This is a genomic window from Maritalea porphyrae (assembly GCF_027213965.1).
Classification (GTDB): Bacteria; Pseudomonadota; Alphaproteobacteria; order Rhizobiales; family Devosiaceae; genus Maritalea; species Maritalea porphyrae_A.
Genome location: NZ_JAPWGX010000001.1, coordinates 313,327 through 331,051, shown reverse-complemented (window position 1 = coordinate 331,051; position 17,725 = coordinate 313,327). Strand labels below are relative to the sequence as shown.

The following is a 17,725-nucleotide window of genomic DNA, read 5'->3' as shown; positions in this document are numbered from 1 at the left end:
GCTAATTTGAGATCCGTTGTTGATAGGGGTTTTTAATTGTGGGGCAGGCGGCGCCCATCAAGGAGGTGTTGAAGCGAAAAGCCTCAATGATCCGGGAGGAAGAAATATGAAACTATTGAAACTTGCCGCTGCAGCGGCAGTGCTTGCAACTCTAGCGACACCAGCAGCTTTTGCTGACAAGCTTGATGACGTGATCAACAATGGCGTTTTGCGCTGTGCGGTTGTGTTGGACTTTCCACCAATCGGCTATCGCGATGCCAACAACGAGCCAGCTGGTTTTGACGTTGAATATTGTAACGACATGGCCGCAGCGCTTGATGTTGATGCAGAAGTAATTCCTGTAACATGGGCAGAGCGTTTGCCTGCCATCGTTACCAATCGCGCAGACATCGTGTTTGGCGGTACATCAGATTCGCTTGAGCGTGCAAAAACGGTTGGCTTCTCTATCCCTTACGCCATCTATTTTGCGCAAGCAGTAGTGGGCAAAGATAGCGGCATCACTTCATTTGAAGATATGAAGGGCAAACGCGTTGCCGCAGCTGTGGGCACTGTGCCTGAGCAAGAGTGGCTTAAGATTGCTGAAACTTGGGGCGAAGAAAACCTTTACCAAGGCTACCAGAGCGAAAACGAAGTTTTCCTAGCGGTTGCACAAGGTAAAGCGGATGCGGGTATTACCACCAACACAGCGGTTAAACCGATTACCGATCAGTATGATTCTGTCGTTCCAGGCCCACGTATGCCTTGGACAACTGATTACACATCAGTTGCCGGTCCACGCAAAGACGTAACATGGCTCAACTACATCAACCTGTTCATCACCCATCAGGTGCGTTCAGGTCGTTACGAAGAGCTTTGGCAGAAATATGTTGGCGATACAGCACCTGAACTGCGTATCCCTGGCGTTCTTTACTAATCCCTTGACCATCAATTCATCTGCTCGCGGCTTTGGTCGCGGGCAGGTCTTGAACCAAAAGGAAAGGAGAAGGCGCAATGAATTTTGAATATACGTTCCACTGGCGTCCGGTGATGCGCAAGCTGCCCGATTTGCTTGAAGCAAGTTTGGTCACCCTGCAAATTTCTGTGCTCTCCATGATTATCGGTATCACGTTGGGTATGGTTTTGGCGTTGCTGCGCATGAACGGGCCAAAACCCTTAGCTTGGATCGCTTCGGTTTGGGTGGAAACAGCGCGCAATACACCTGCCTTGTTTCAACTGTTCTTTTTCTCTTTTGGTTTGGGCGCGTTCGGTATGCACCTCACACCATATTTGATCGTTCTATTTGGCCTAACGTTCAACAACGCTGGTTATTTGGCGGAAAACTTTCGCGGCGGATTCCAGGCCGTTCCTGATACGCAATTGCGTGCAGCGCGCTCCTTGGGCATGTCGGCTTGGCAAAGCTACACGCGGATTATCATCCCCCAAGTGTTCCGCATTGTTTATCACCCCATGACCAACCAATTGGTTTGGGCGGTGTTGATGAGCTCTTTGGCGATGATCGTTGGTTTCCGTGAATTGGCGGGCGAAACCCAAGCCTTAGCGTTCAAAACGTTCCGCATATTCGAATATTTCGCAGTGGCCGCGCTTATCTATTACGCCATGGTCAAATTCATTCTCGGCATCTCCAGGCTCATCGCTTGGCGCATGTTCCGCTACTAGGGAAGGGTAATTCGATGAACGAACCGATTTCATTCTTCTCCGGCTTTGGCCCAAAAGACCTTTGGTTTTTAGCTCAGGCCGCTTGGCAAACGCTGCTTATTTCAGCCCTATCCATTTCCACCGGCACTTTGCTTGGCGTGTTTTTTGGCTGGATCTTATCTGAAAGCAAAATCGTTGGCGCCATCACCCTTGGGCTTATACTTGATGCGTTCCGATCGATCCCGCTGATTATCCAGCTGGTATTGTTCTACAACCTATTCAATGTGCTTGGGTTGGCCATTAGCCCCTTCTGGGCTGGTGTGGTGATCTTGGCAGTTTACACCTCTGCGCTGGTTGCCAATGTGGCACGCGGCGGCATTGAAGCGGTGGGCGCACCCATGCGTCGGGCAGGTCGCTCGCTCGGGTTAAGCTATGTGCAAACCATGCAACATGTGGTTTGGCCGATCGGCCTAAGGGCGGTCTTCCCGTCGTGGGTCGGCGTGGCACTTGGTGTGTTGAAAGACAGCGCACTTGTGTCGGTACTTGGCCATCCTGAACTCTTAAAAGTAGCGCGCGACCTGATCACGCGCACCCAACAACCCTTGCTTGTGTTGGCGGTAGCGGGCGCGTTCTATTTCGCGCTTTCATATCCCATTTCACGCTATGCAGCACATCTTGAAAGGAAGTGGCAGTCATGATCGAGATTAAAGGTCTACATAAGTATTTCGGTGATCTGCATGTGCTCAAAGGCATCGACCTCACCGTCAAAAAGGGCGAAGTGCTCTCGATCATCGGCGCGTCCGGCTCTGGAAAGTCCACATTGCTTTATTGCATCAATGGGCTTGAAGCGATCCAACAGGGCGAGGTCTTAGTGGATGGGGTGTCTGTGCACGCAAAAGGCACAAACCTCAATCAATTGCGCACCAAAATGGGCATGGTGTTCCAACAGTTTAACTCGTTCCCGCACCTCACCGCACTAGAGAACGTGGCACTGGCACCAAAAATCGTAAAAGGCAAATCAAAAGCCGAAGCGAAAGAAATTGCCCGGGCGCAACTGCAGCATGTGGGACTTGGCGACAAATTCGACAGTTATCCTTCTGCATTGTCTGGTGGTCAACAGCAACGCTTGGCAATCGCCCGGGCGTTGGCGATGGAGCCATCCTACATGTTGTTTGATGAAGCAACGTCAGCGTTAGACCCTGAGTTGGTGGGCGAGGTGCTCGACACCATGCGCCTGCTCGCAGAAGAGGGCATGACGATGATTTGCGTGACCCACGAAATGGGCTTTGCCCGTGATGTGAGTGACCGCGTCGCCTTTTTCCACCAAGGCATTATGGAAGAGATCGGCCCGCCAAAGCAGATTTTTTCTGAACCAAAAAGCGAACATACGGCAAAATTCTTGGCCAACGTTCGATAAGTCTGATTTACATTATATCCAATATCCGGTTGGCGCGCGTATAGGTGCGCGCAATCGGCACTGATCTTCAAAGGAAATTGAAATGAACGCGAATATCTTTTCTGGCTGCATTCCAGCACTGATGACCCCTTGCAAAGCAGACCGCTCGGTAGATTTTGATGCGCTGGTGCGCAAAGGCAAAGAGCTTATCGAAGCGGGCATGTCTGCTGTTGTTTATTGTGGCTCAATGGGCGATTGGCCTTTGCTAACTGACGCTGACCGCATGGAAGGCGTTGCACGTCTCGTGGCGGCAGGCATTCCAACCATCGTTGGCACTGGCGCGGTGAACTCAAAAATCGCAGCCGAACACGCAGCTCACGCGCAAAAAGTTGGCGCACATGGCCTGATGGTTATCCCGCGCGTCTTGTCACGCGGCAGCTCAATGGCAGCCCAACGTCATCACTTCGCAGCGATCTTGAATGCAGCGCCTGACTTGCCAGCTGTGATCTACAACAGCCCATATTATGGCTTTGCCACCCGCGCAGACCTGTTCTTTGACCTGCGCAAAGACCACCCGAACTTGATCGGCTTTAAAGAATTCGGCGGCGCTGACGATCTGCGCTATGCGGCGGAATTCATCACCAGCCAAGACGACAGCGTCAACTTAATGATTGGCGTGGATACACAAGTGTTCCATGGCTACGTGAACTGCGATGCTGGTGGATCAATCACCGGAATTGGCAACGCGTTGCCAAAAGAAGCTTTGCACCTTGTTGCGCTTTGCGAAAAAGCCGCAAAAGGCGATGCGGTTGCCCGCGTTCGTGCGCTTGAGTTGGACACAGCTTTCCAAGTTCTCTCTTCATTCGATGAGGGCGCAGATTTGGTGCTTTACTACAAATATTTGATGGTGTTGCAGGGCGATGCTGAATATGAATTGCACTTTAATGAAACAGATGCACTGACTGACAGCCAACGCCGTTACGCCAAGCAGCAGTTCGACCTGTTCCAAACATGGTACAAAAGCTGGAGCCAACAGGCTGACGTTTTAGCGCTTGCAGCTTAAGCTGAACCATCAGAATCAATTTGCCCAGAAAGTTGAGTAACTCAATGGAATATAAAAGCTTTATCGGTGGCGCGTGGGAAGAGACCTCCGCGTCGACGCCCAATATCAACCCATCAGACACCTCAGACATTCTTGGCCATGCGGCCGTTTCAGAAGCCGCTGACATGGACCGCGCAATTGACGCAGCCCACACAGCCGCCGTGCAGTGGGCCGCTTCAACGCCGCAACAGCGCTTTGATGTTTTGGACTTTATCGCCAACGAAATCTTGGCACGCAAAGCCGAACTAGGCGAGCTATTGTCACGCGAAGAAGGCAAAACCTTGCCTGAAGGCATTGGCGAAGCCGCCCGTGCTGGTCAGATTTTCAAATTCTTCGCAGGCGAAACAATTCGTCAAACCGGCGATCGTTTGGCGTCCGTGCGTCCAGGTGTTGAAGTTGATGTAACGCGCTCACCAGTTGGTGTAGTTGGCCTCATTACGCCGTGGAATTTCCCAATTGCTATTCCTGCATGGAAAATTGCACCTGCCTTGGCTTTTGGCAATGCGGTTGTTTTGAAACCTGCTGAATTGGTGCCAGGCTGTGCCCACGCATTGGCTGATATTATTTCGCGTTCTGGCTTGCCAGAAGGCGTGTTCAATCTTGTGTTTGGTCGCGGTTCAAAAGTGGGTCCGCAACTTGTTGGATCAAACAAAGTTAACGCCATCAGCTTCACCGGTTCTGTGCCAACAGGTCGCGGCATTGCTGCCGAATGCGGCAAGCTTTTGAAAAAAGTGCAGCTTGAAATGGGCGGCAAAAACCCAATGGTTGTGCTCGACGATGCCGATTTGAACAATGCGGTTGAAGTGAGCGTAAACGGCGCCTTCTTCTCAACTGGCCAACGCTGCACGGCATCTTCTCGCTTGGTTGTAACCGAAGGTATTCACGACAAATTTGTTGCTGCAGTTGAAGAACGTTTGGCTGGCCTTAATGTGGGTCATGCTTTGCGCAGCGACACCCACATCGGTCCAGTGGTTGACGCAAGCCAGCTTCAGCAAGATTTGGATTATGTGGACATTGCAGCGAAAGAGGGTGGCAAAGTTGTCGGTGGTCAACGTTTGAACCGCGACACAGAAGGCTTCTTTATGGCGCCGGCTTTGGTCACAGAAACCACAAACGGCATGCGCATCAACCAAGAAGAAGTGTTTGGGCCAGTCGCCAGCGTAATCCGCGTGAAGGATTATGATGAGGCTTTGGCCGTTGCGAACGACACTGAATTTGGTTTGTCGTCTGGTATTTGCACCACATCGCTTAAGCATGCGAGCCACTTCAAAGCCAACGCGCAAGCGGGCATGGTGATGGTGAACTTGCCAACAGCGGGCGTGGACTATCACGTGCCATTTGGTGGCACCAAAGGTTCAAGCTTTGGCTCACGCGAGCAGGGCACCTATGCAGCGGAATTCTACACCACCGTTAAAACCGCTTACACCCTGCCATAACCAACAGTTGCGCCCGGCGGTTTGCCGCCGGGTGTCCTCCCTTTTGATCAGGTGATCCTATGTCCAAAGCTGATGCGCTACATGATGTGATTATTGTCGGGGCCGGGATCATCGGTCTTTCGATCGCGCACTATTTGCAAAATGAAGGCCGCAAGGTCACGCTGGTTGACCGCAAAGGCATTGCTCAAGAAGCAAGCTATGGCAATGCCGCCGCATTTGCGGTGACCGACCTCCTGCCGTTGGCGTCGCCGGGCATGTTGCTTAAAGCACCTAAATGGTTGATAGACCCGCTTGGCCCGCTCAGTATTCGCACTTCCTATTTGCCAAAAATAACACCATTTCTGCTCAAGTTTTTCCGCGCCAGCTGGCCGGACCAATATGCCCGTTCCGTTGAAGCACAAGCTGAGATGATGAACCTGGCCCGAGCTGAAATTGCAAAGATTTCGCAAATGCCTAAAATGGGCAATCAAATCCGCTCCGATGGCGCGCTGCATCTTTATGAGACTGAGGCGGACGCAAAGGCCAACGCTGAAAACGACAGAACCCGACAAGAGCATGGCATTCCATTTCGCCACGTAAAAGGCGACGAACTGGCTGAGCTGCAACCCGGCCTTTCGCCGCATATCAAAAGCGCCACCTTTTTGCCCAGTTGGCAGACGGTAAATGATCCCTATCTCTGGGCCATGTCTGTTTGGGATATGGTGCGCTCTGATGGGGGAGAATTGATTGAAGGCGAAGTTGTAGACACCAATTCCGCTGGCGAAATAACGCTGGCTGATGGCCAAAAACTCAAAGGCAACAATCTCATCATCGCAGCTGGTGCTTGGTCACATCGATTGACCGAAAAGCTGGGCGATAAGATTCCATTAGAGACCGAGCGCGGTTACAACACCACGCTGCCAGTGGATTCGTTCGACCTCAAGCGGCAATTGATGTTTGGCAGCCACGGCTTTGTTATGACTCCGCTTTCCACCGGTATTCGTGTGGGCGGTGCGGTGGAATTTGCTGGCTTGGAAGCGGAACCAAACTACAAGCGCTCAGAAATAATGCTGCAAAAAGCCAAGAAGTTTTTGCCCGATTTGAGCACCACCGGCGGCACCCAATGGATGGGCTTTCGCCCCTCACTGCCCGACACGTTGCCCGCCATCGGCCATGCATCCGCCAGCACCAAAATCACTTATGCATTTGGTCACGGCCACTTGGGTCTGACCCAGAGTTTGGCCACCGCAAAGCTTGTTGCTGATCTGGTGGCAGGGCGCACCCCAACGATAAATATGACCCCGTTCAACCCGTCTCGCTTTTAGGAACCAACATGGCGAAACATACATTTAAGTGCATTGATGGACATACCTGTGGCAACCCTGTGCGGTTGGTGGCAGAAGGTGGGCCTGAGCTAAAAGGCGCGAACATGCTTGAAAAGCGCGCGCACTTTTTGGCCGAATATGATTGGGTGCGCACTGCGCTCATGTTTGAGCCACGTGGCCATGACGTTATGTCCGGATCTATCCTTTATCCGTCCACGCGTGATGATTGCGACATTGCCATTCTGTTCATCGAAACATCGGGTTGCTTGCCCATGTGTGGGCACGGCACCATCGGCACGGTGACCATGGCGATCGAAGAAGGTTTGGTGACACCAAAAGAGCCGGGTGTGCTTTATCTAGACGCACCTGCGGGGCGCATCAAAGCTGAATACACCATGGTAGATGGATTTGTCGAAGAAGTGCGCATTACCAATGTGGCGAGCTTCCTCTACGCAACGGGCATGACCGCTGATGTGCCAGACCTGGGCACGATAAAAGTTGATGTGGCCTATGGCGGTAACTTTTATGCGATTGTGGAACCGCAAGAAAACTTCAATGATATCGAAGGCCTATCCTCACTCGATTTGATCCGTTGGTCGCCAAAGCTGCGCGCAGCATTGAATCAAAAGTATGAGTTTCAACACCCAGAACACCCCGCAATCAATGGCCTGAGCCATATTTTGTGGACCGGCGCTGCGCGTGACCCAGAAGCGTCTGCCCGCAACGCAGTATTTTACGGCGACAAAGCAATTGACCGCTCGCCTTGTGGCACAGGCACCTCCGCGCGCATGGCCCATTGGGCGGCGATGGGGGATTTAAAAGTGGGCGAAGATTTCATCCACGAAAGCATTATTGGATCGCTTTTCCGTGGCCGTGTCGAAGCGGCGACAAAAGTTGGCGACCGTGATGCGATTATCCCATCCATTGGTGGCTGGGCACGCAAAACAGGCGACAATACAATTTATGTAGATGATCGCGACCCCTTTAAACACGGCTTTATTCTGCCTTAATGACTTTCCCTCGGGAGGAAACATCATGAAAATCACAGCGCTACGAGTCTATCAAATCGACCTTCCTTTACGTGAGGGCCGTTACAATTGGTCCAACGGCAATTTCATCGAAGTCTTTGATTCAACAGTGCTTGCGCTTGAAACAGATGAGGGCATTACAGGCTATGCAGAATGTTGCCCGCTGGGCTCTGCCTATTTGCCAAGCTATGCCTTGGGCGTTCGCACCGGTTTGCAAGAACTCGCGCAGCACGTGATCGGGCTTGATCCGCGTGATTTGAATGTGGTCAACAAAGCCATGGACGAGGGACTGCGCGGCCACCCTTACGCCAAAGCGCCAATCGATATTGCCTGCTGGGACATCTTGGGCAAAGCGACGGGCTTGCCCGTTTACACTTTGCTAGGTGGCAAACAGCAAGACAAAGTTGCACTTTACCGGGCAATCAGCCAAGAAGATCCAGACGTGATGGCCAAAAAGATCGATGGCTATCGCAAAGAAGGTTACACCAAGTTTCAGCTCAAAGTCGGCGGCGATGCGAACGATGATATCGCTCGCATTCACGCCACACGCGAAGTGCTGGACAATGGCGAAGTGTTGGTGGCTGACGCCAACACAGGCTGGAACCGCCACGAAGCAGCGCGAGTTGTTGCTGCGGTTTCCCATCTCGATGTCTATATTGAACAGCCCTGCATGACCTACGAAGAGTGCTTGTCGATCCGCCGCCGCACCGCACGGCCCTTTATCATGGACGAGAACATCACCGATGACGCCATGTTGCGCAAAGGCTTGGCCGACGATGCAATGGACGCGATCAACCTCAAGATTTCAAAAGTTGGTGGCCTAACCAAAGCCCGCCTGATGCGCGATATGTGCGTAAATGCTGGCCTGGCCATGACCATTGAAGACACATGGGGAGGTGACATTGTGACCGCAACCATCGCCCATCTGGCAGCTTCGACCCCTGAGGCCTTTTCCTTCTCAGCGACGGACTTTAATTCCTATGGTACGGTAGATTTTGCGGCAGGTGCGCCAAAACGAGTTGATGGCTTCATGTCTGCGAGCGATGCGCCGGGTCTTGGCATTGAGCCAGATTTTGATGTGCTCGGTGAGCCTGAGTTTGAGGTGAGTTTGGTATAATGAGAACAAGCAAAACCATCCATGTCGTGTCCTGCCACGCCGAAGGCGAGGTGGGCGACGTGATCGTTGGAGGCGTTGCACCGCCACCGGGCGATACCTTGTGGGAGCAAAGGAAATTCATCGAACAAGATGAGACATTGCGTAATTTCATGCTCAACGAACCACGCGGCGGCGTGTTCCGCCACGTGAACCTGTTGGTGCCGCCAAAGAACCCAAAAGCCCAAATGGGCTTCATCATCATGGAACCGGCAGACACGCCGCCCATGTCGGGGTCCAACTCAATCTGCGTGTCGACGGTATTGCTCGATAGCGGCATTTTGCCGATGACCGAACCTGAAACGCACCTCACGCTGGAAGCGCCGGGTGGACTGATCAATGTGGTCGCCCAATGCAAAGACGGCAAAGCCCAAAGCATCTCCGTCACCAACGTCAAAAGCTTTGTCGATCAATTGCAAGTGCCTTTGCAAGTTGAAGGTTTAGGCGAAATTATCGTCGACACAGCCTATGGCGGCGATAGTTTTGTGATGGTGGACGCTGCGGCGCTGGGCGTTGAGATTAAGCCCGAAAACGCGCGCGCAATCGCCGAATTGGGCATGCGCATCACCGCAGCCGCAAACGAGCAGTTTGGCTTCACCCATCCCGAAAATGCGGATTGGGATCACATTTCATTCTGCCAATTCATGGGGCCAATCGCTCGCAAAGGCGACACCCTAACAGGCGCGAACGCTGTGGCCATCCGCCCGGGCAAAATCGACCGATCACCCACTGGCACCGGCTGTTCCGCCCGCATGGCGCTGATGCTGGCAAGAGGCGAAATGGGTGCGCGCGATAAATATATCGCCACCTCAATTACAGGGTCTCAGTTCAATTGCGATATTGCAGAAGTCACCACCTGCGGCAACCGCGACGCGATCTTGCCCCGTATCAATGGCCGCGCCTGGATCACCGGCACACACCAGCACATGCTCGACCCTTCCGACCCTTGGCCTGAAGGTTATCGACTGAGCGATACGTGGCCGATGCAGGGCGCATAGTTGCTCCCTGTTCATCCTCGGGCTTGATCCTGGGAACCAAGCAGCGTTTGGGCAAAGTTAAACACTTGTTGTTTTGGATCGTCATGCTTGGATCCCCGCATTCGCGAGGATGACGGTTGTGGGAGGAATGGATGGCAGACTACAAATCCTCCCACCGTGAAAGGTTTTTGCGGTGCTTCTCCCAAGATATGAACCCCGCGAAGAGTAGCGCAAACGCGAGAGATTGTTTGGCCGCTGCCCAATAGATTTCGGGCGTCACCAATTCTGCGAACTCCCAACCAAATGCGAGTTTCACAAGTATCACCGTTGGAACCATATACGCAAAAATTGCTATAAAGTTCGTCAAAAAGGGGAGATAGAGCGGGTGTCTCATCTTCGTATATGCGGTAAAGCGCCAAATAGGTCTATCCCACTCAATTGGCTTTCCGTCGCGAAACATCCAGACGCCTTTTTCAAAGCATTCGGTGTTTGCGCGATCATACTTCTCCTCAAAACTACTCATGCCTAAAGATCATCCCAGTGTGAGAGCTTCTTTCTTTTGGCAACAAAACGCGTCCAAGCGCTCATGATTGCCCCGAAGAGGAAACCAGCGAATATGCTGCTCGAAACAGCTAAAGGTGGAGTAAGATTCATGAAGCGCCACAAGGCGACCCACATGAAAATGCCCCATATCATTCCGAAACTAAAACCAAATACTGCGGCCAGTTTCAAAGGGGAGACATAGTGAGGTGGTCGAGCTTTGAAACCAAGCGCATTTAAGGCGCGCGTCAACGGCGGATTATAAGATGATTTCCAGATGCCCGAAGCCTCGAGCTCTTTGATTGCTTTTTGGTATTTTTCTTCAAAACACATAAGCGGAAACTGCGCACTGCCAAAAATCACATAAAATATGCGGATAGATGAACTGAGTAAGGGGCGTGCGTCAAGCCCTACGCGTCAGCTACTTTTTTCGGCGTGTCGCGCATGGCAATTTCGAGTTGCAAAAGCACATTGATGTTGCGGCGGTTGTCGGTCAGATCTTCGATTGTATATTCATCCAACACGTTCAAAAACGCCACCAAGGCGCGGTGTAGCGCGTGGTTGAGGCCGCAGGTGCCGGTGAGGGGACAATTGATATCGTCGCCGCCTTCAAAACACTCGGCAAGGGCAAAATTGTCTTCAGTAGACCGCACCACTTCGCCTAGTTTCATTTCTGAGGCAGGGCGGCTGAGTTTGATACCGCCATGGCGCCCGCGCACCGTTTCAACAAATCCACCACGATTGAGGACTTGCAAGATTTTGAACAGAAACGTCTCTGAAATTTTGTAAAATTCAGCAATATCTGCAATGCGGCTTAAGCCCTCATTGCTTGCGCAATACATCAAAATACGAACCGCATAGTTGGATTGTTTTGTCAGGCGCATCGATGAATCCCTACTTCCATTCTCACCTTTATAACACATTATTAAAAAGGTGAAATGCCGCATTGCTTTTTGATTGCATTTGAACAAAGTCTTGGCGCGATTATTGAGGGGATGAATATGCTAAATTTTGCAGCGGCGCTGATCGCGTTTCTTGGGGCGCATATGGTGCCGCGTGCCACTGGGTTGCGTGATTGGGGCATAAACCGTTTTGGGCGCAAGGCCTATATAACGGTCTATTCGCTTATGTCACTTGGGCTATTGGCTTGGCTCGTGGTTGCCGCGCTCAACGCGCCATACATCGGGCTTTGGATAACGACCAAGGCAACGGTGGGCATTGCAATTGCGATGATGTTTGTCGCCTGTATTCTGTTTGCAACCGGGGCAACCCGCGCCAACAGCCTATCCATATCATTTCGTGGTGGGGAAACCGACATTGAACATCCAGGGGTTCTTGCGCTGGTGCGTCACCCCATCATCTTAGGATTTTTGTTTTGGGCAGCCGCTCATTTATTGGTCAACGGAGATGTGGTCGGCGTCATCTTGTTTGGCGGCATGTTGGTGTTTAGTGCTTTGGGCATGCGAATTGCCCAAAAACGGGCTGAAGCGCGGCTGGCCACGCCGCAGGTTGCAGAATTTCGCGCTGTTGCCAATGGCCCAATTGCGCATCGCCTAGGGCGCGCTATGAGCCCCAAGTTTTTGCTAGAAGTATTGGCAGGTATTCTGTTTTTCTTTGTGCTTTTGTTCGGTCATGAACATTTCATTGGCGTTAGCCCGTTGGCCTACTTCTAGCCGAGCAAAAACGCGCGCACGTCGTCGCGCAATTTGTGGGCGGAGCGTGGCAGATCATTTGCTTTTAGAATGTGTTGCGCCGCCGACCAAAGCGCTGCCACATGCATGGCTTGCATATGTAGGTTTCCGGTTGAGATATCGCGTAAAACATCAACAAACTCGCGTTTTACTGTAAGACAAAACTCGCCCAATCCTTCGTCAAATGCTTGCACGCCCGTGTCTGTCGCTTCAAAGGCGACATAAGTATAAACCCAATTGTTTTGTAAAGCAGGGTTGGGCATGCTTTTGAGGGCCAAAACCGCATTGTTGGCGCTAAAGCCAGTTTCTTCATGCATCTCGCGAAGGGCCGCCGCGCGCGCCGCTTCTTCCGCTTGCAACCCGTCTTCCTTGTCAACAGCGCCACCAACGAGGCCCAGCACTGGCGCGCCAATGCCGTGACGATATTCGTCCACCATGATCAATTTGCAGGTTTCAGCTTCAAACGGCACCACGTTCACCCAATCATTATAGGTCAAAACATGATAGTCCAAAATGTCGCCGTTTGCCGCGCGGCACTTGTCTGTGCGCACATCAATCCATTGATCTTTGACCCGGGTTTGACTGGATAAGACTTCCCATTTTTGAGGACGATTATTGTGATCAAGCATAGTATACCTTCAAAACATCTTAGGCGCGGCTGGCAACAAGGCGCGCGAGCGCGGGCCAAATAGAAACGTCTGATCCCGTGATGCGCTTGGTTGTGTGCCAAACCATCATGGAGCCGCACAAATACGAAAGGATTGCGGCAAAAGCAGCGCCAACAAGGCCCCACAGGGGCACCAAAATAAAGTTGGCCAAAAGCAATGTGCCCAACCCCACACCAACGGCAGGCAAACTTGCATAGGGTCGGTTACGTGCGGAAAGAATAAGCGGGCCAGGACCAAATGCTGAGCGCACAACAAGGCTTGTGCACAAGATCACAAGTGGCCAATAACCACCTGAAAAGTCTTTGCCAAATAGGCTGAGAACAAGCGGGCTTGCAATGGCGATGATGAGAGTAAGGACCAAAGCAAGACCCGTCGCCAGCAAATTGGCATCGCCAATTTTCTCGCCCAATCCGGCCATGTCGTTTTTGGTGACATCCTCAAGCATACCGGGCATCGTAACAGCGTAAACAGCGGTAATGCCGTAGGAAGCGAGCACGAAGATCCTTGTGCACACGCCAAACACAGCGATTTGTTCTTTGCTGAGCAAATTGGCCAAAATCAACAGGTCTGCGTCAAAAAAGAAATCGGTTGAAAGGGTAATGATAATCCAGGGTAACGAAAAATAGAGCCAGCGACGCCAATCAGGGGCAGGGGCATTTTCGTCCACTGGCAGTCGACATAGCTGACGTACAGTAATGATCGACTGCGCAAAAATTACAACACAATATGAGAGGGCTAGTCCCCACAATAGAACGACAATGTTCTCTCCCGGTGCAGCAATTGCAAAGGCAAGAAAAAGAGACAAGACGACAAGGATTGGTCGAAAAATTGTGTCGGCAAAGAACCCAACAAATGGGCGCTTTAAACCAACCAAAATGCCGGCGTTGACGAAAAACACCGCTGAGCCAATGGCCATCAGGCTGATCGGGAACCACAAATCTGCAAGGTGTGTGCCGGTTTCACCAATAAGTGGGGCAATGAGCCCCGCCAAATAAGCTAGAGCAATGCCGGGGAACAGGATGAGACCGTAGGCGAGTTTTGTGAAAGCACGCAATCCACGCCCATCACCCTTTGCTGCATATTCTGCGGCGAAATAGGAGCCAACTGTTTGCATGCCCAACGGCAACACAATGGCCAACAGATTGATGGTTGCAATTGCAATCAGGTATTCACCGAGTTGCGCTGATCCCCAAAGGCGGGCGATGCCCGCTTGTGCCAAAAATATGGTGCCTGCGCCTGCAATGCGAACCGCAAATAAAATCGCGGACTTTGACGCAAGTTGTTGCCGAAGCTTCATCGGTGGTTCCTACAATGCAATAACGAAACACCGTCGTGTTTCCCCCCAATATCGCTAGTTTGCTGAGCGGATCGGGTCAAACAAACTCTATACTTAACCGCATTAAATATTCGTAAGGTAGGCGACGTCACGGGTGAGTTTAAACTTGACTATAAATATCATGTTTATTAGAAGGGGCTATTCTTTAGATTGATTGCATAGGATTGTCCCATGGTCGAAACCAAGCGCACCCATGAATTAGGTCGAACTCATCCGCATATTTCAACCGTGCCCATTACCGCATCAAAACTGGTTTGTTTTGTGACGTGGCGCGAAAGCGCGAAGATCAGAGTACCGAAGTTGCCTTCGCTTCCCCACCATGAGCGGTCTGTCTTCTATAAAGAAATCCCAAATGATCAATAGTTTAGAAACGTTCTAAACTATTGATTTTATTGTTGCTTGTTTGAAATTCTGCGGTTAAGAATTAATTGGATTATGAAAATCCACTTTAATGTGGACGTGCTTGATGCACGAACGATTTGCTGACGCTGCGACCTTTGGTCAGCAATGTGGAGCCGGAGATGAGGGGTTTTCCCCGCATCTTCGGCACTGCCGCATAAGCGTCAATCTCAACTCATAAAGCGAGAAATCCGATATGAAACGATCAACTGCAATATTTAAAACAGAAAAAGGCGAGCGCTATTTGGGCCAATTGGTCAAGCACTTCGCGCATAAGATCGACGCGGCATATGAAGGCGATAAGGGCTACATCAAATTCGAGTTTGGCACTGTCAACCTGAACGCCGACCATCAAGGTTTGAACATGCTAATCGATGCCCTAGATCAAGAAGCATTGGATCGCACCAAAAAAGTGACCGAAAACCACCTTGTGCGGTTTGCTTTTCGTGAAGAGCTAGAAAGCCTTGATTGGGAAGACTTTTCCTTCAACGCCTGATTGCCGACTGCGTCGAACTTGCACTCTGATATTATTTAAGTCAATAATACTGACCTAAACATACATTCTAGTGCCGCGGAGAGCATCATGTCACAGCCATCAGATTTCAGAAAACTGCACCAATCCGGTGATCCCTTTATTCTTGCAAATGCTTGGGACATTGGGTCTGCGCGCATGATGGAAAGCCTGGGTGCGAAAGCGGTTGCTACATCTTCTGCCGCCTTGGCATTTGTGCAAGGTGTTGGAGATTTGGGCGAAATCTCTCGTGACGATGCACTTGCCCATGCCGATGAATTGAATAGAGCGGTCAACGTGCCACTGAACGGCGACTTTGAAAACGGTTTCGGTCCAACGCTTGACGATGTGGTCAAGACCATCAAAGCGTCTGACACAATTGGCATTGCAGGCTGTGGGATCGAAGACATGGACCTGCCCACAACTGAACCCTATGCGTTTGAGCGGGCAGTGGAGCGGATTGAAGCCGCGGCTGAAGCGGCGCGGGCTTTGCCCTATGACTTTGTGCTGACCGCACGTGCGGACGGCGTGATGCACGCCAAATATGATTTGGACGAGGCCATCCGACGTTTACAAGCTTTCCAAAAAGCGGGTGCCGACGTGTTGTTCGCGCCTATGCCGGGCACAATAGACGATGTTGCCCGGATTTGTCGTGAAGTTGAGGGCCCGATCAACGCCATTTGCGCCGGACCATTTACCCAAAACACTGTTGCTGAATTTGCAAACGTGGGCGTCGCCCGTATTAGTCTAGGGTCAAGCCTGGCGCGGATTACGCACCGCGCGATATTTGACGCAGCGACTGCCATGTTTGGCGATGGCGACTTGTCTTTGCTCGGCAACTCGATTTCGGGCGATCAAATTGAAAAGCTAATCAAGCGCTAGCCAATTATTGTACGCAAGCCAACAAGTATGATCAGACTGGCAAACGTGCTGATGATGATAGAGAAACGCAATGCGATCAACGCAGCAGCGCTGATGGCCAATCCTTCAGCGAGTCCATGGGTCAGAAATGATGGCGCGACCAGCGCCGTCAACACCGCCGTTGGTACGGCTGCAAGGGCAGCGCGTAGCCGATGGTGGATTTCGCCAAATTGCGAGATGATCAAATGTCCGCCGCATCTTGTCAGGTAAGTGACTGCAGCGCATGCAAGAATAATCCATACGGTGTTGGACATTATTCTGCCTCCGGTGGTTTGCTCATGGCAGCGCCAAGCAACATGCCCGCAATACCACCCGCTGCGATATGCCAAGGGTTGCCCAACGTGAAATAGGCGATCATTGAGACAGTTGCGCTGACACCCAAAATAGGCCAAAAAAACCGGCGCTGGCGAAAGCCCATAACAAGGCCCATGAAATAAAGCGGCAGAATAAAATCGATGCCGTAGACCGCAGGGTCTTCAATTAGACCGCCGAACAGCGCGCCCATCCAGCTCACAAAAATCCAAGTAGAGTAAAGAGGTGCGGCATACCCAAAATAGTAAGCTGGCGTCAGTTTGTCTTTTTCCGCCCGCGCTTCGCCTGTGGCAAACTGGGGATCGACCAGAAAGAAGAAACTGAGTGCTTTTTGCATAGGGCTAAAGCGCTCCAAATGCTGGCTCAACGACGCAGAATAAAGCACGTGACGGAAATTCACGGCGAACACGGCCAGAATGATCGACCAGACCGGCACTTGTTGTCCGAGCAAATCGAGCATAACAAACTGACTAGCCCCCGCGTAGATACTAGCGGAAGCAAACACGGCAGTTGGAATATCAAGGCCCGACTTTACAGCAACCGCACCAAACAAAGCGCCAAATGGAATAATGGCGATCAGAATTGGCAGTGCGTCTGTGAAGCCTTGCAGCCAATCTGACTTCCCAGCAGCTCCAACTTTTGATGCAGTCATGTGACCTCGCTAGTGTAAATCAACTTTACCTCATCGAACAATGTTCGTTATAATGGACAAATTGCCTGTTCGTCAAACCGAACGTTGTTCATTCTTGTGGAGATTAGTGTGACCCCAAACGCGCTTATTGCGAAAGCTGTGTGTCGAGAGCGAGAAAAAGCGGGGTTAAGCCTGTCCGCGCTCGCTAAAAAGGCGAATTTGTCAAAATCCACGCTGTCGCAGCTCGAGAGTGGGCAGGGGAACCCGAACATCGAAACGCTTTGGGCAATTGCATATGCGTTGGACGTGCCGTTTAGTTATCTGTTTGAAGTGGCGGCCCCAGATATAACGCTTATTCGAGTGGATGAGGGGGAGTTGATCGATAGCACTATGACAGATCTGACCGCAGCTCTGCTGGCCAGTTGTCCGCCAAACGCACACCGCGACTTATATCGTGTGCACCTGTCTAAAGGGGAGGCCCGCAAAGCGGTGCCGCATCCCAAAGGCACTGTCGAGCATGTTATTGTTGTGGATGGGGAGCTCATTGTTGGGCCATCTGATAAACCAGAAACGCTTAAAGCGGGCGACTATTTCCGCTATCCCGCGGATGAGGCGCATATGTACCGAGCGAAAACCGACCGCGTGACATTCATTTTGGTTATGCAGAGCCGCGCCAGCGACTAAA

General features: G+C 51.6%; 22 protein-coding genes. 15 read left to right on the top strand and 7 right to left on the bottom strand.

The window, feature by feature from the left end:
* Nucleotides 1–106: 106 nt before the first annotated feature.
* The 10 genes from O4H47_RS01885 to O4H47_RS01840 all read left to right on the top strand — a co-directional run bounded on the left by O4H47_RS01885 (nucleotide 107) and on the right by O4H47_RS01840 (nucleotide 10,052).
* A complete protein-coding gene (locus tag O4H47_RS01885; protein WP_269392236.1) occupies nucleotides 107–913 on the top strand; it encodes a transporter substrate-binding domain-containing protein in 807 nt (268 codons plus the stop codon).
* Nucleotides 914–990: 77 nt separating this feature from the next.
* Entirely contained in the window at nucleotides 991–1,656 is a 666-nt protein-coding gene (locus tag O4H47_RS01880; RefSeq protein ID WP_269392235.1) for an amino acid ABC transporter permease, read from the top strand.
* A gap of 14 nt (nucleotides 1,657–1,670) precedes the next feature.
* On the top strand, nucleotides 1,671–2,333 hold the full coding sequence (locus tag O4H47_RS01875; RefSeq protein ID WP_269392234.1) for an amino acid ABC transporter permease: 663 nt from the start codon (nucleotides 1,671–1,673) through the stop codon (nucleotides 2,331–2,333).
* Nucleotides 2,330–3,052 carry an amino acid ABC transporter ATP-binding protein gene (locus O4H47_RS01870; RefSeq protein WP_269392233.1) on the top strand — a complete coding sequence of 241 codons (723 nt, stop codon included), beginning with the start codon at nucleotides 2,330–2,332 and terminating at the stop codon, nucleotides 3,050–3,052. The genes O4H47_RS01875 and O4H47_RS01870 overlap by 4 nt, the downstream gene beginning before the upstream one ends.
* A gap of 82 nt (nucleotides 3,053–3,134) precedes the next feature.
* Nucleotides 3,135–4,094 carry a dihydrodipicolinate synthase family protein gene (locus O4H47_RS01865; RefSeq protein WP_269392232.1) on the top strand — a complete coding sequence of 320 codons (960 nt, stop codon included), beginning with the start codon at nucleotides 3,135–3,137 and terminating at the stop codon, nucleotides 4,092–4,094.
* Nucleotides 4,095–4,138: 44 nt separating this feature from the next.
* Complete coding sequence (locus O4H47_RS01860) at nucleotides 4,139–5,569, top strand: aldehyde dehydrogenase family protein (RefSeq protein ID WP_269392231.1); 1,431 nt, start codon at nucleotides 4,139–4,141, stop codon at nucleotides 5,567–5,569.
* 59 nt (nucleotides 5,570–5,628) lie between these two features.
* Nucleotides 5,629–6,873 (top strand): NAD(P)/FAD-dependent oxidoreductase, encoded by a 1,245-nt coding sequence (locus tag O4H47_RS01855; protein WP_269392230.1) that lies wholly within the window; start codon nucleotides 5,629–5,631, stop codon nucleotides 6,871–6,873.
* An 8-nt stretch (nucleotides 6,874–6,881) separates the two neighbouring features.
* On the top strand, nucleotides 6,882–7,883 hold the full coding sequence (locus O4H47_RS01850) for a 4-hydroxyproline epimerase (protein WP_269392229.1): 1,002 nt from the start codon (nucleotides 6,882–6,884) through the stop codon (nucleotides 7,881–7,883).
* 25 nt (nucleotides 7,884–7,908) lie between these two features.
* Entirely contained in the window at nucleotides 7,909–9,018 is a 1,110-nt protein-coding gene (locus tag O4H47_RS01845; protein ID WP_269392228.1) for a cis-3-hydroxy-L-proline dehydratase, read from the top strand.
* Nucleotides 9,018–10,052, top strand: coding sequence for a trans-3-hydroxy-L-proline dehydratase (locus tag O4H47_RS01840; protein WP_269392227.1), 1,035 nt, complete (start codon nucleotides 9,018–9,020; stop codon nucleotides 10,050–10,052). The genes O4H47_RS01845 and O4H47_RS01840 overlap by 1 nt, the downstream gene beginning before the upstream one ends.
* Before the next feature lie 139 nt (nucleotides 10,053–10,191).
* Here the strand turns inward: O4H47_RS01840 and O4H47_RS01835 are convergent, their stop codons facing one another.
* The 3 genes from O4H47_RS01835 to rirA all read right to left on the bottom strand — a co-directional run bounded on the left by O4H47_RS01835 (nucleotide 10,192) and on the right by rirA (nucleotide 11,455).
* Nucleotides 10,192–10,554, bottom strand: coding sequence for a DUF6404 family protein (locus O4H47_RS01835; protein WP_269392226.1), 363 nt, complete (start codon nucleotides 10,552–10,554; stop codon nucleotides 10,192–10,194).
* A 2-nt stretch (nucleotides 10,555–10,556) separates the two neighbouring features.
* On the bottom strand, nucleotides 10,557–10,904 hold the full coding sequence (locus tag O4H47_RS01830) for a DUF6404 family protein (RefSeq protein ID WP_269392225.1): 348 nt from the start codon (nucleotides 10,902–10,904) through the stop codon (nucleotides 10,557–10,559).
* Nucleotides 10,905–10,981: 77 nt separating this feature from the next.
* Nucleotides 10,982–11,455 carry an iron-responsive transcriptional regulator RirA gene (gene rirA / locus O4H47_RS01825; RefSeq protein WP_269392224.1) on the bottom strand — a complete coding sequence of 158 codons (474 nt, stop codon included), beginning with the start codon at nucleotides 11,453–11,455 and terminating at the stop codon, nucleotides 10,982–10,984.
* A gap of 117 nt (nucleotides 11,456–11,572) precedes the next feature.
* Here rirA and O4H47_RS01820 point away from each other — a divergent pair, with 117 nt between their 5' ends.
* Nucleotides 11,573–12,244 carry an NnrU family protein gene (locus tag O4H47_RS01820; protein ID WP_269392223.1) on the top strand — a complete coding sequence of 224 codons (672 nt, stop codon included), beginning with the start codon at nucleotides 11,573–11,575 and terminating at the stop codon, nucleotides 12,242–12,244.
* Here the strand turns inward: O4H47_RS01820 and O4H47_RS01815 are convergent.
* Both O4H47_RS01815 and O4H47_RS01810 read right to left on the bottom strand, forming a co-directional pair.
* Entirely contained in the window at nucleotides 12,241–12,891 is a 651-nt protein-coding gene (locus tag O4H47_RS01815; RefSeq protein WP_269392222.1) for an NUDIX hydrolase, read from the bottom strand. The two genes, O4H47_RS01820 and O4H47_RS01815, sit on opposite strands and share 4 nt — an antisense overlap.
* Before the next feature lie 19 nt (nucleotides 12,892–12,910).
* Nucleotides 12,911–14,227: a lipopolysaccharide biosynthesis protein gene (locus O4H47_RS01810; protein ID WP_269392221.1), complete on the bottom strand. Its 1,317-nt coding sequence runs from the start codon at nucleotides 14,225–14,227 to the stop codon at nucleotides 12,911–12,913.
* A 210-nt stretch (nucleotides 14,228–14,437) separates the two neighbouring features.
* Here O4H47_RS01810 and O4H47_RS01805 point away from each other — a divergent pair, with 210 nt between their 5' ends.
* The 3 genes from O4H47_RS01805 (at nucleotide 14,438) to O4H47_RS01795 (ending at nucleotide 16,058) form a co-directional block, all read left to right on the top strand.
* On the top strand, nucleotides 14,438–14,629 hold the full coding sequence (locus O4H47_RS01805) for a hypothetical protein (RefSeq protein WP_269392220.1): 192 nt from the start codon (nucleotides 14,438–14,440) through the stop codon (nucleotides 14,627–14,629).
* Between the two features lie 232 nt (nucleotides 14,630–14,861).
* On the top strand, nucleotides 14,862–15,161 hold the full coding sequence (locus tag O4H47_RS01800; protein ID WP_269392219.1) for a DUF2218 domain-containing protein: 300 nt from the start codon (nucleotides 14,862–14,864) through the stop codon (nucleotides 15,159–15,161).
* An 87-nt stretch (nucleotides 15,162–15,248) separates the two neighbouring features.
* Nucleotides 15,249–16,058: an isocitrate lyase/PEP mutase family protein gene (locus O4H47_RS01795; protein WP_269392218.1), complete on the top strand. Its 810-nt coding sequence runs from the start codon at nucleotides 15,249–15,251 to the stop codon at nucleotides 16,056–16,058.
* Here the strand turns inward: O4H47_RS01795 and O4H47_RS01790 are convergent.
* Together O4H47_RS01790 and O4H47_RS01785 are read right to left on the bottom strand one after the other, a co-directional pair.
* On the bottom strand, nucleotides 16,055–16,351 hold the full coding sequence (locus O4H47_RS01790; RefSeq protein ID WP_269392217.1) for an AzlD family protein: 297 nt from the start codon (nucleotides 16,349–16,351) through the stop codon (nucleotides 16,055–16,057). The genes O4H47_RS01795 and O4H47_RS01790 overlap by 4 nt on opposite strands.
* Complete coding sequence (locus tag O4H47_RS01785) at nucleotides 16,351–17,061, bottom strand: AzlC family ABC transporter permease (RefSeq protein WP_269392216.1); 711 nt, start codon at nucleotides 17,059–17,061, stop codon at nucleotides 16,351–16,353. Before O4H47_RS01785 ends, O4H47_RS01790 begins: the two co-directional genes overlap by 1 nt.
* Before the next feature lie 108 nt (nucleotides 17,062–17,169).
* Here O4H47_RS01785 and O4H47_RS01780 point away from each other — a divergent pair, with 108 nt between their 5' ends.
* Nucleotides 17,170–17,724: a helix-turn-helix domain-containing protein gene (locus O4H47_RS01780; RefSeq protein ID WP_269392215.1), complete on the top strand. Its 555-nt coding sequence runs from the start codon at nucleotides 17,170–17,172 to the stop codon at nucleotides 17,722–17,724.
* Nucleotide 17,725: the final 1 nt, after the last annotated feature.

Excerpts from the sequence above, each read along its gene's own strand:
- O4H47_RS01870 (WP_269392233.1), top strand. The coding sequence starts at position 2,330 with ATGATCGAGATTAAAGGTCTACATAAGTATTTCGGTGATCTGCATGTG.
- O4H47_RS01880 (WP_269392235.1), top strand. The coding sequence starts at position 991 with ATGAATTTTGAATATACGTTCCACTGGCGTCCGGTGATGCGCAAGCTG.
- O4H47_RS01810 (WP_269392221.1), bottom strand. The coding sequence starts at position 14,227 with ATGAAGCTTCGGCAACAACTTGCGTCAAAGTCCGCGATTTTATTTGCG.
- O4H47_RS01850 (WP_269392229.1), top strand. The coding sequence starts at position 6,882 with ATGGCGAAACATACATTTAAGTGCATTGATGGACATACCTGTGGCAAC.
- O4H47_RS01885 (WP_269392236.1), top strand. The coding sequence starts at position 107 with ATGAAACTATTGAAACTTGCCGCTGCAGCGGCAGTGCTTGCAACTCTA.
- O4H47_RS01855 (WP_269392230.1), top strand. The coding sequence starts at position 5,629 with ATGTCCAAAGCTGATGCGCTACATGATGTGATTATTGTCGGGGCCGGG.
- O4H47_RS01815 (WP_269392222.1), bottom strand. The coding sequence starts at position 12,891 with ATGCTTGATCACAATAATCGTCCTCAAAAATGGGAAGTCTTATCCAGT.
- O4H47_RS01845 (WP_269392228.1), top strand. The coding sequence starts at position 7,909 with ATGAAAATCACAGCGCTACGAGTCTATCAAATCGACCTTCCTTTACGT.
- O4H47_RS01875 (WP_269392234.1), top strand. The coding sequence starts at position 1,671 with ATGAACGAACCGATTTCATTCTTCTCCGGCTTTGGCCCAAAAGACCTT.
- O4H47_RS01805 (WP_269392220.1), top strand. The coding sequence starts at position 14,438 with ATGGTCGAAACCAAGCGCACCCATGAATTAGGTCGAACTCATCCGCAT.
- O4H47_RS01830 (WP_269392225.1), bottom strand. The coding sequence starts at position 10,904 with ATGTGTTTTGAAGAAAAATACCAAAAAGCAATCAAAGAGCTCGAGGCT.
- O4H47_RS01820 (WP_269392223.1), top strand. The coding sequence starts at position 11,573 with ATGCTAAATTTTGCAGCGGCGCTGATCGCGTTTCTTGGGGCGCATATG.
- O4H47_RS01795 (WP_269392218.1), top strand. The coding sequence starts at position 15,249 with ATGTCACAGCCATCAGATTTCAGAAAACTGCACCAATCCGGTGATCCC.
- O4H47_RS01790 (WP_269392217.1), bottom strand. The coding sequence starts at position 16,351 with ATGTCCAACACCGTATGGATTATTCTTGCATGCGCTGCAGTCACTTAC.
- O4H47_RS01835 (WP_269392226.1), bottom strand. The coding sequence starts at position 10,554 with ATGAGTAGTTTTGAGGAGAAGTATGATCGCGCAAACACCGAATGCTTT.
- O4H47_RS01865 (WP_269392232.1), top strand. The coding sequence starts at position 3,135 with ATGAACGCGAATATCTTTTCTGGCTGCATTCCAGCACTGATGACCCCT.
- O4H47_RS01785 (WP_269392216.1), bottom strand. The coding sequence starts at position 17,061 with ATGACTGCATCAAAAGTTGGAGCTGCTGGGAAGTCAGATTGGCTGCAA.
- O4H47_RS01860 (WP_269392231.1), top strand. The coding sequence starts at position 4,139 with ATGGAATATAAAAGCTTTATCGGTGGCGCGTGGGAAGAGACCTCCGCG.
- O4H47_RS01800 (WP_269392219.1), top strand. The coding sequence starts at position 14,862 with ATGAAACGATCAACTGCAATATTTAAAACAGAAAAAGGCGAGCGCTAT.
- O4H47_RS01840 (WP_269392227.1), top strand. The coding sequence starts at position 9,018 with ATGAGAACAAGCAAAACCATCCATGTCGTGTCCTGCCACGCCGAAGGC.
- rirA (WP_269392224.1), bottom strand. The coding sequence starts at position 11,455 with ATGCGCCTGACAAAACAATCCAACTATGCGGTTCGTATTTTGATGTAT.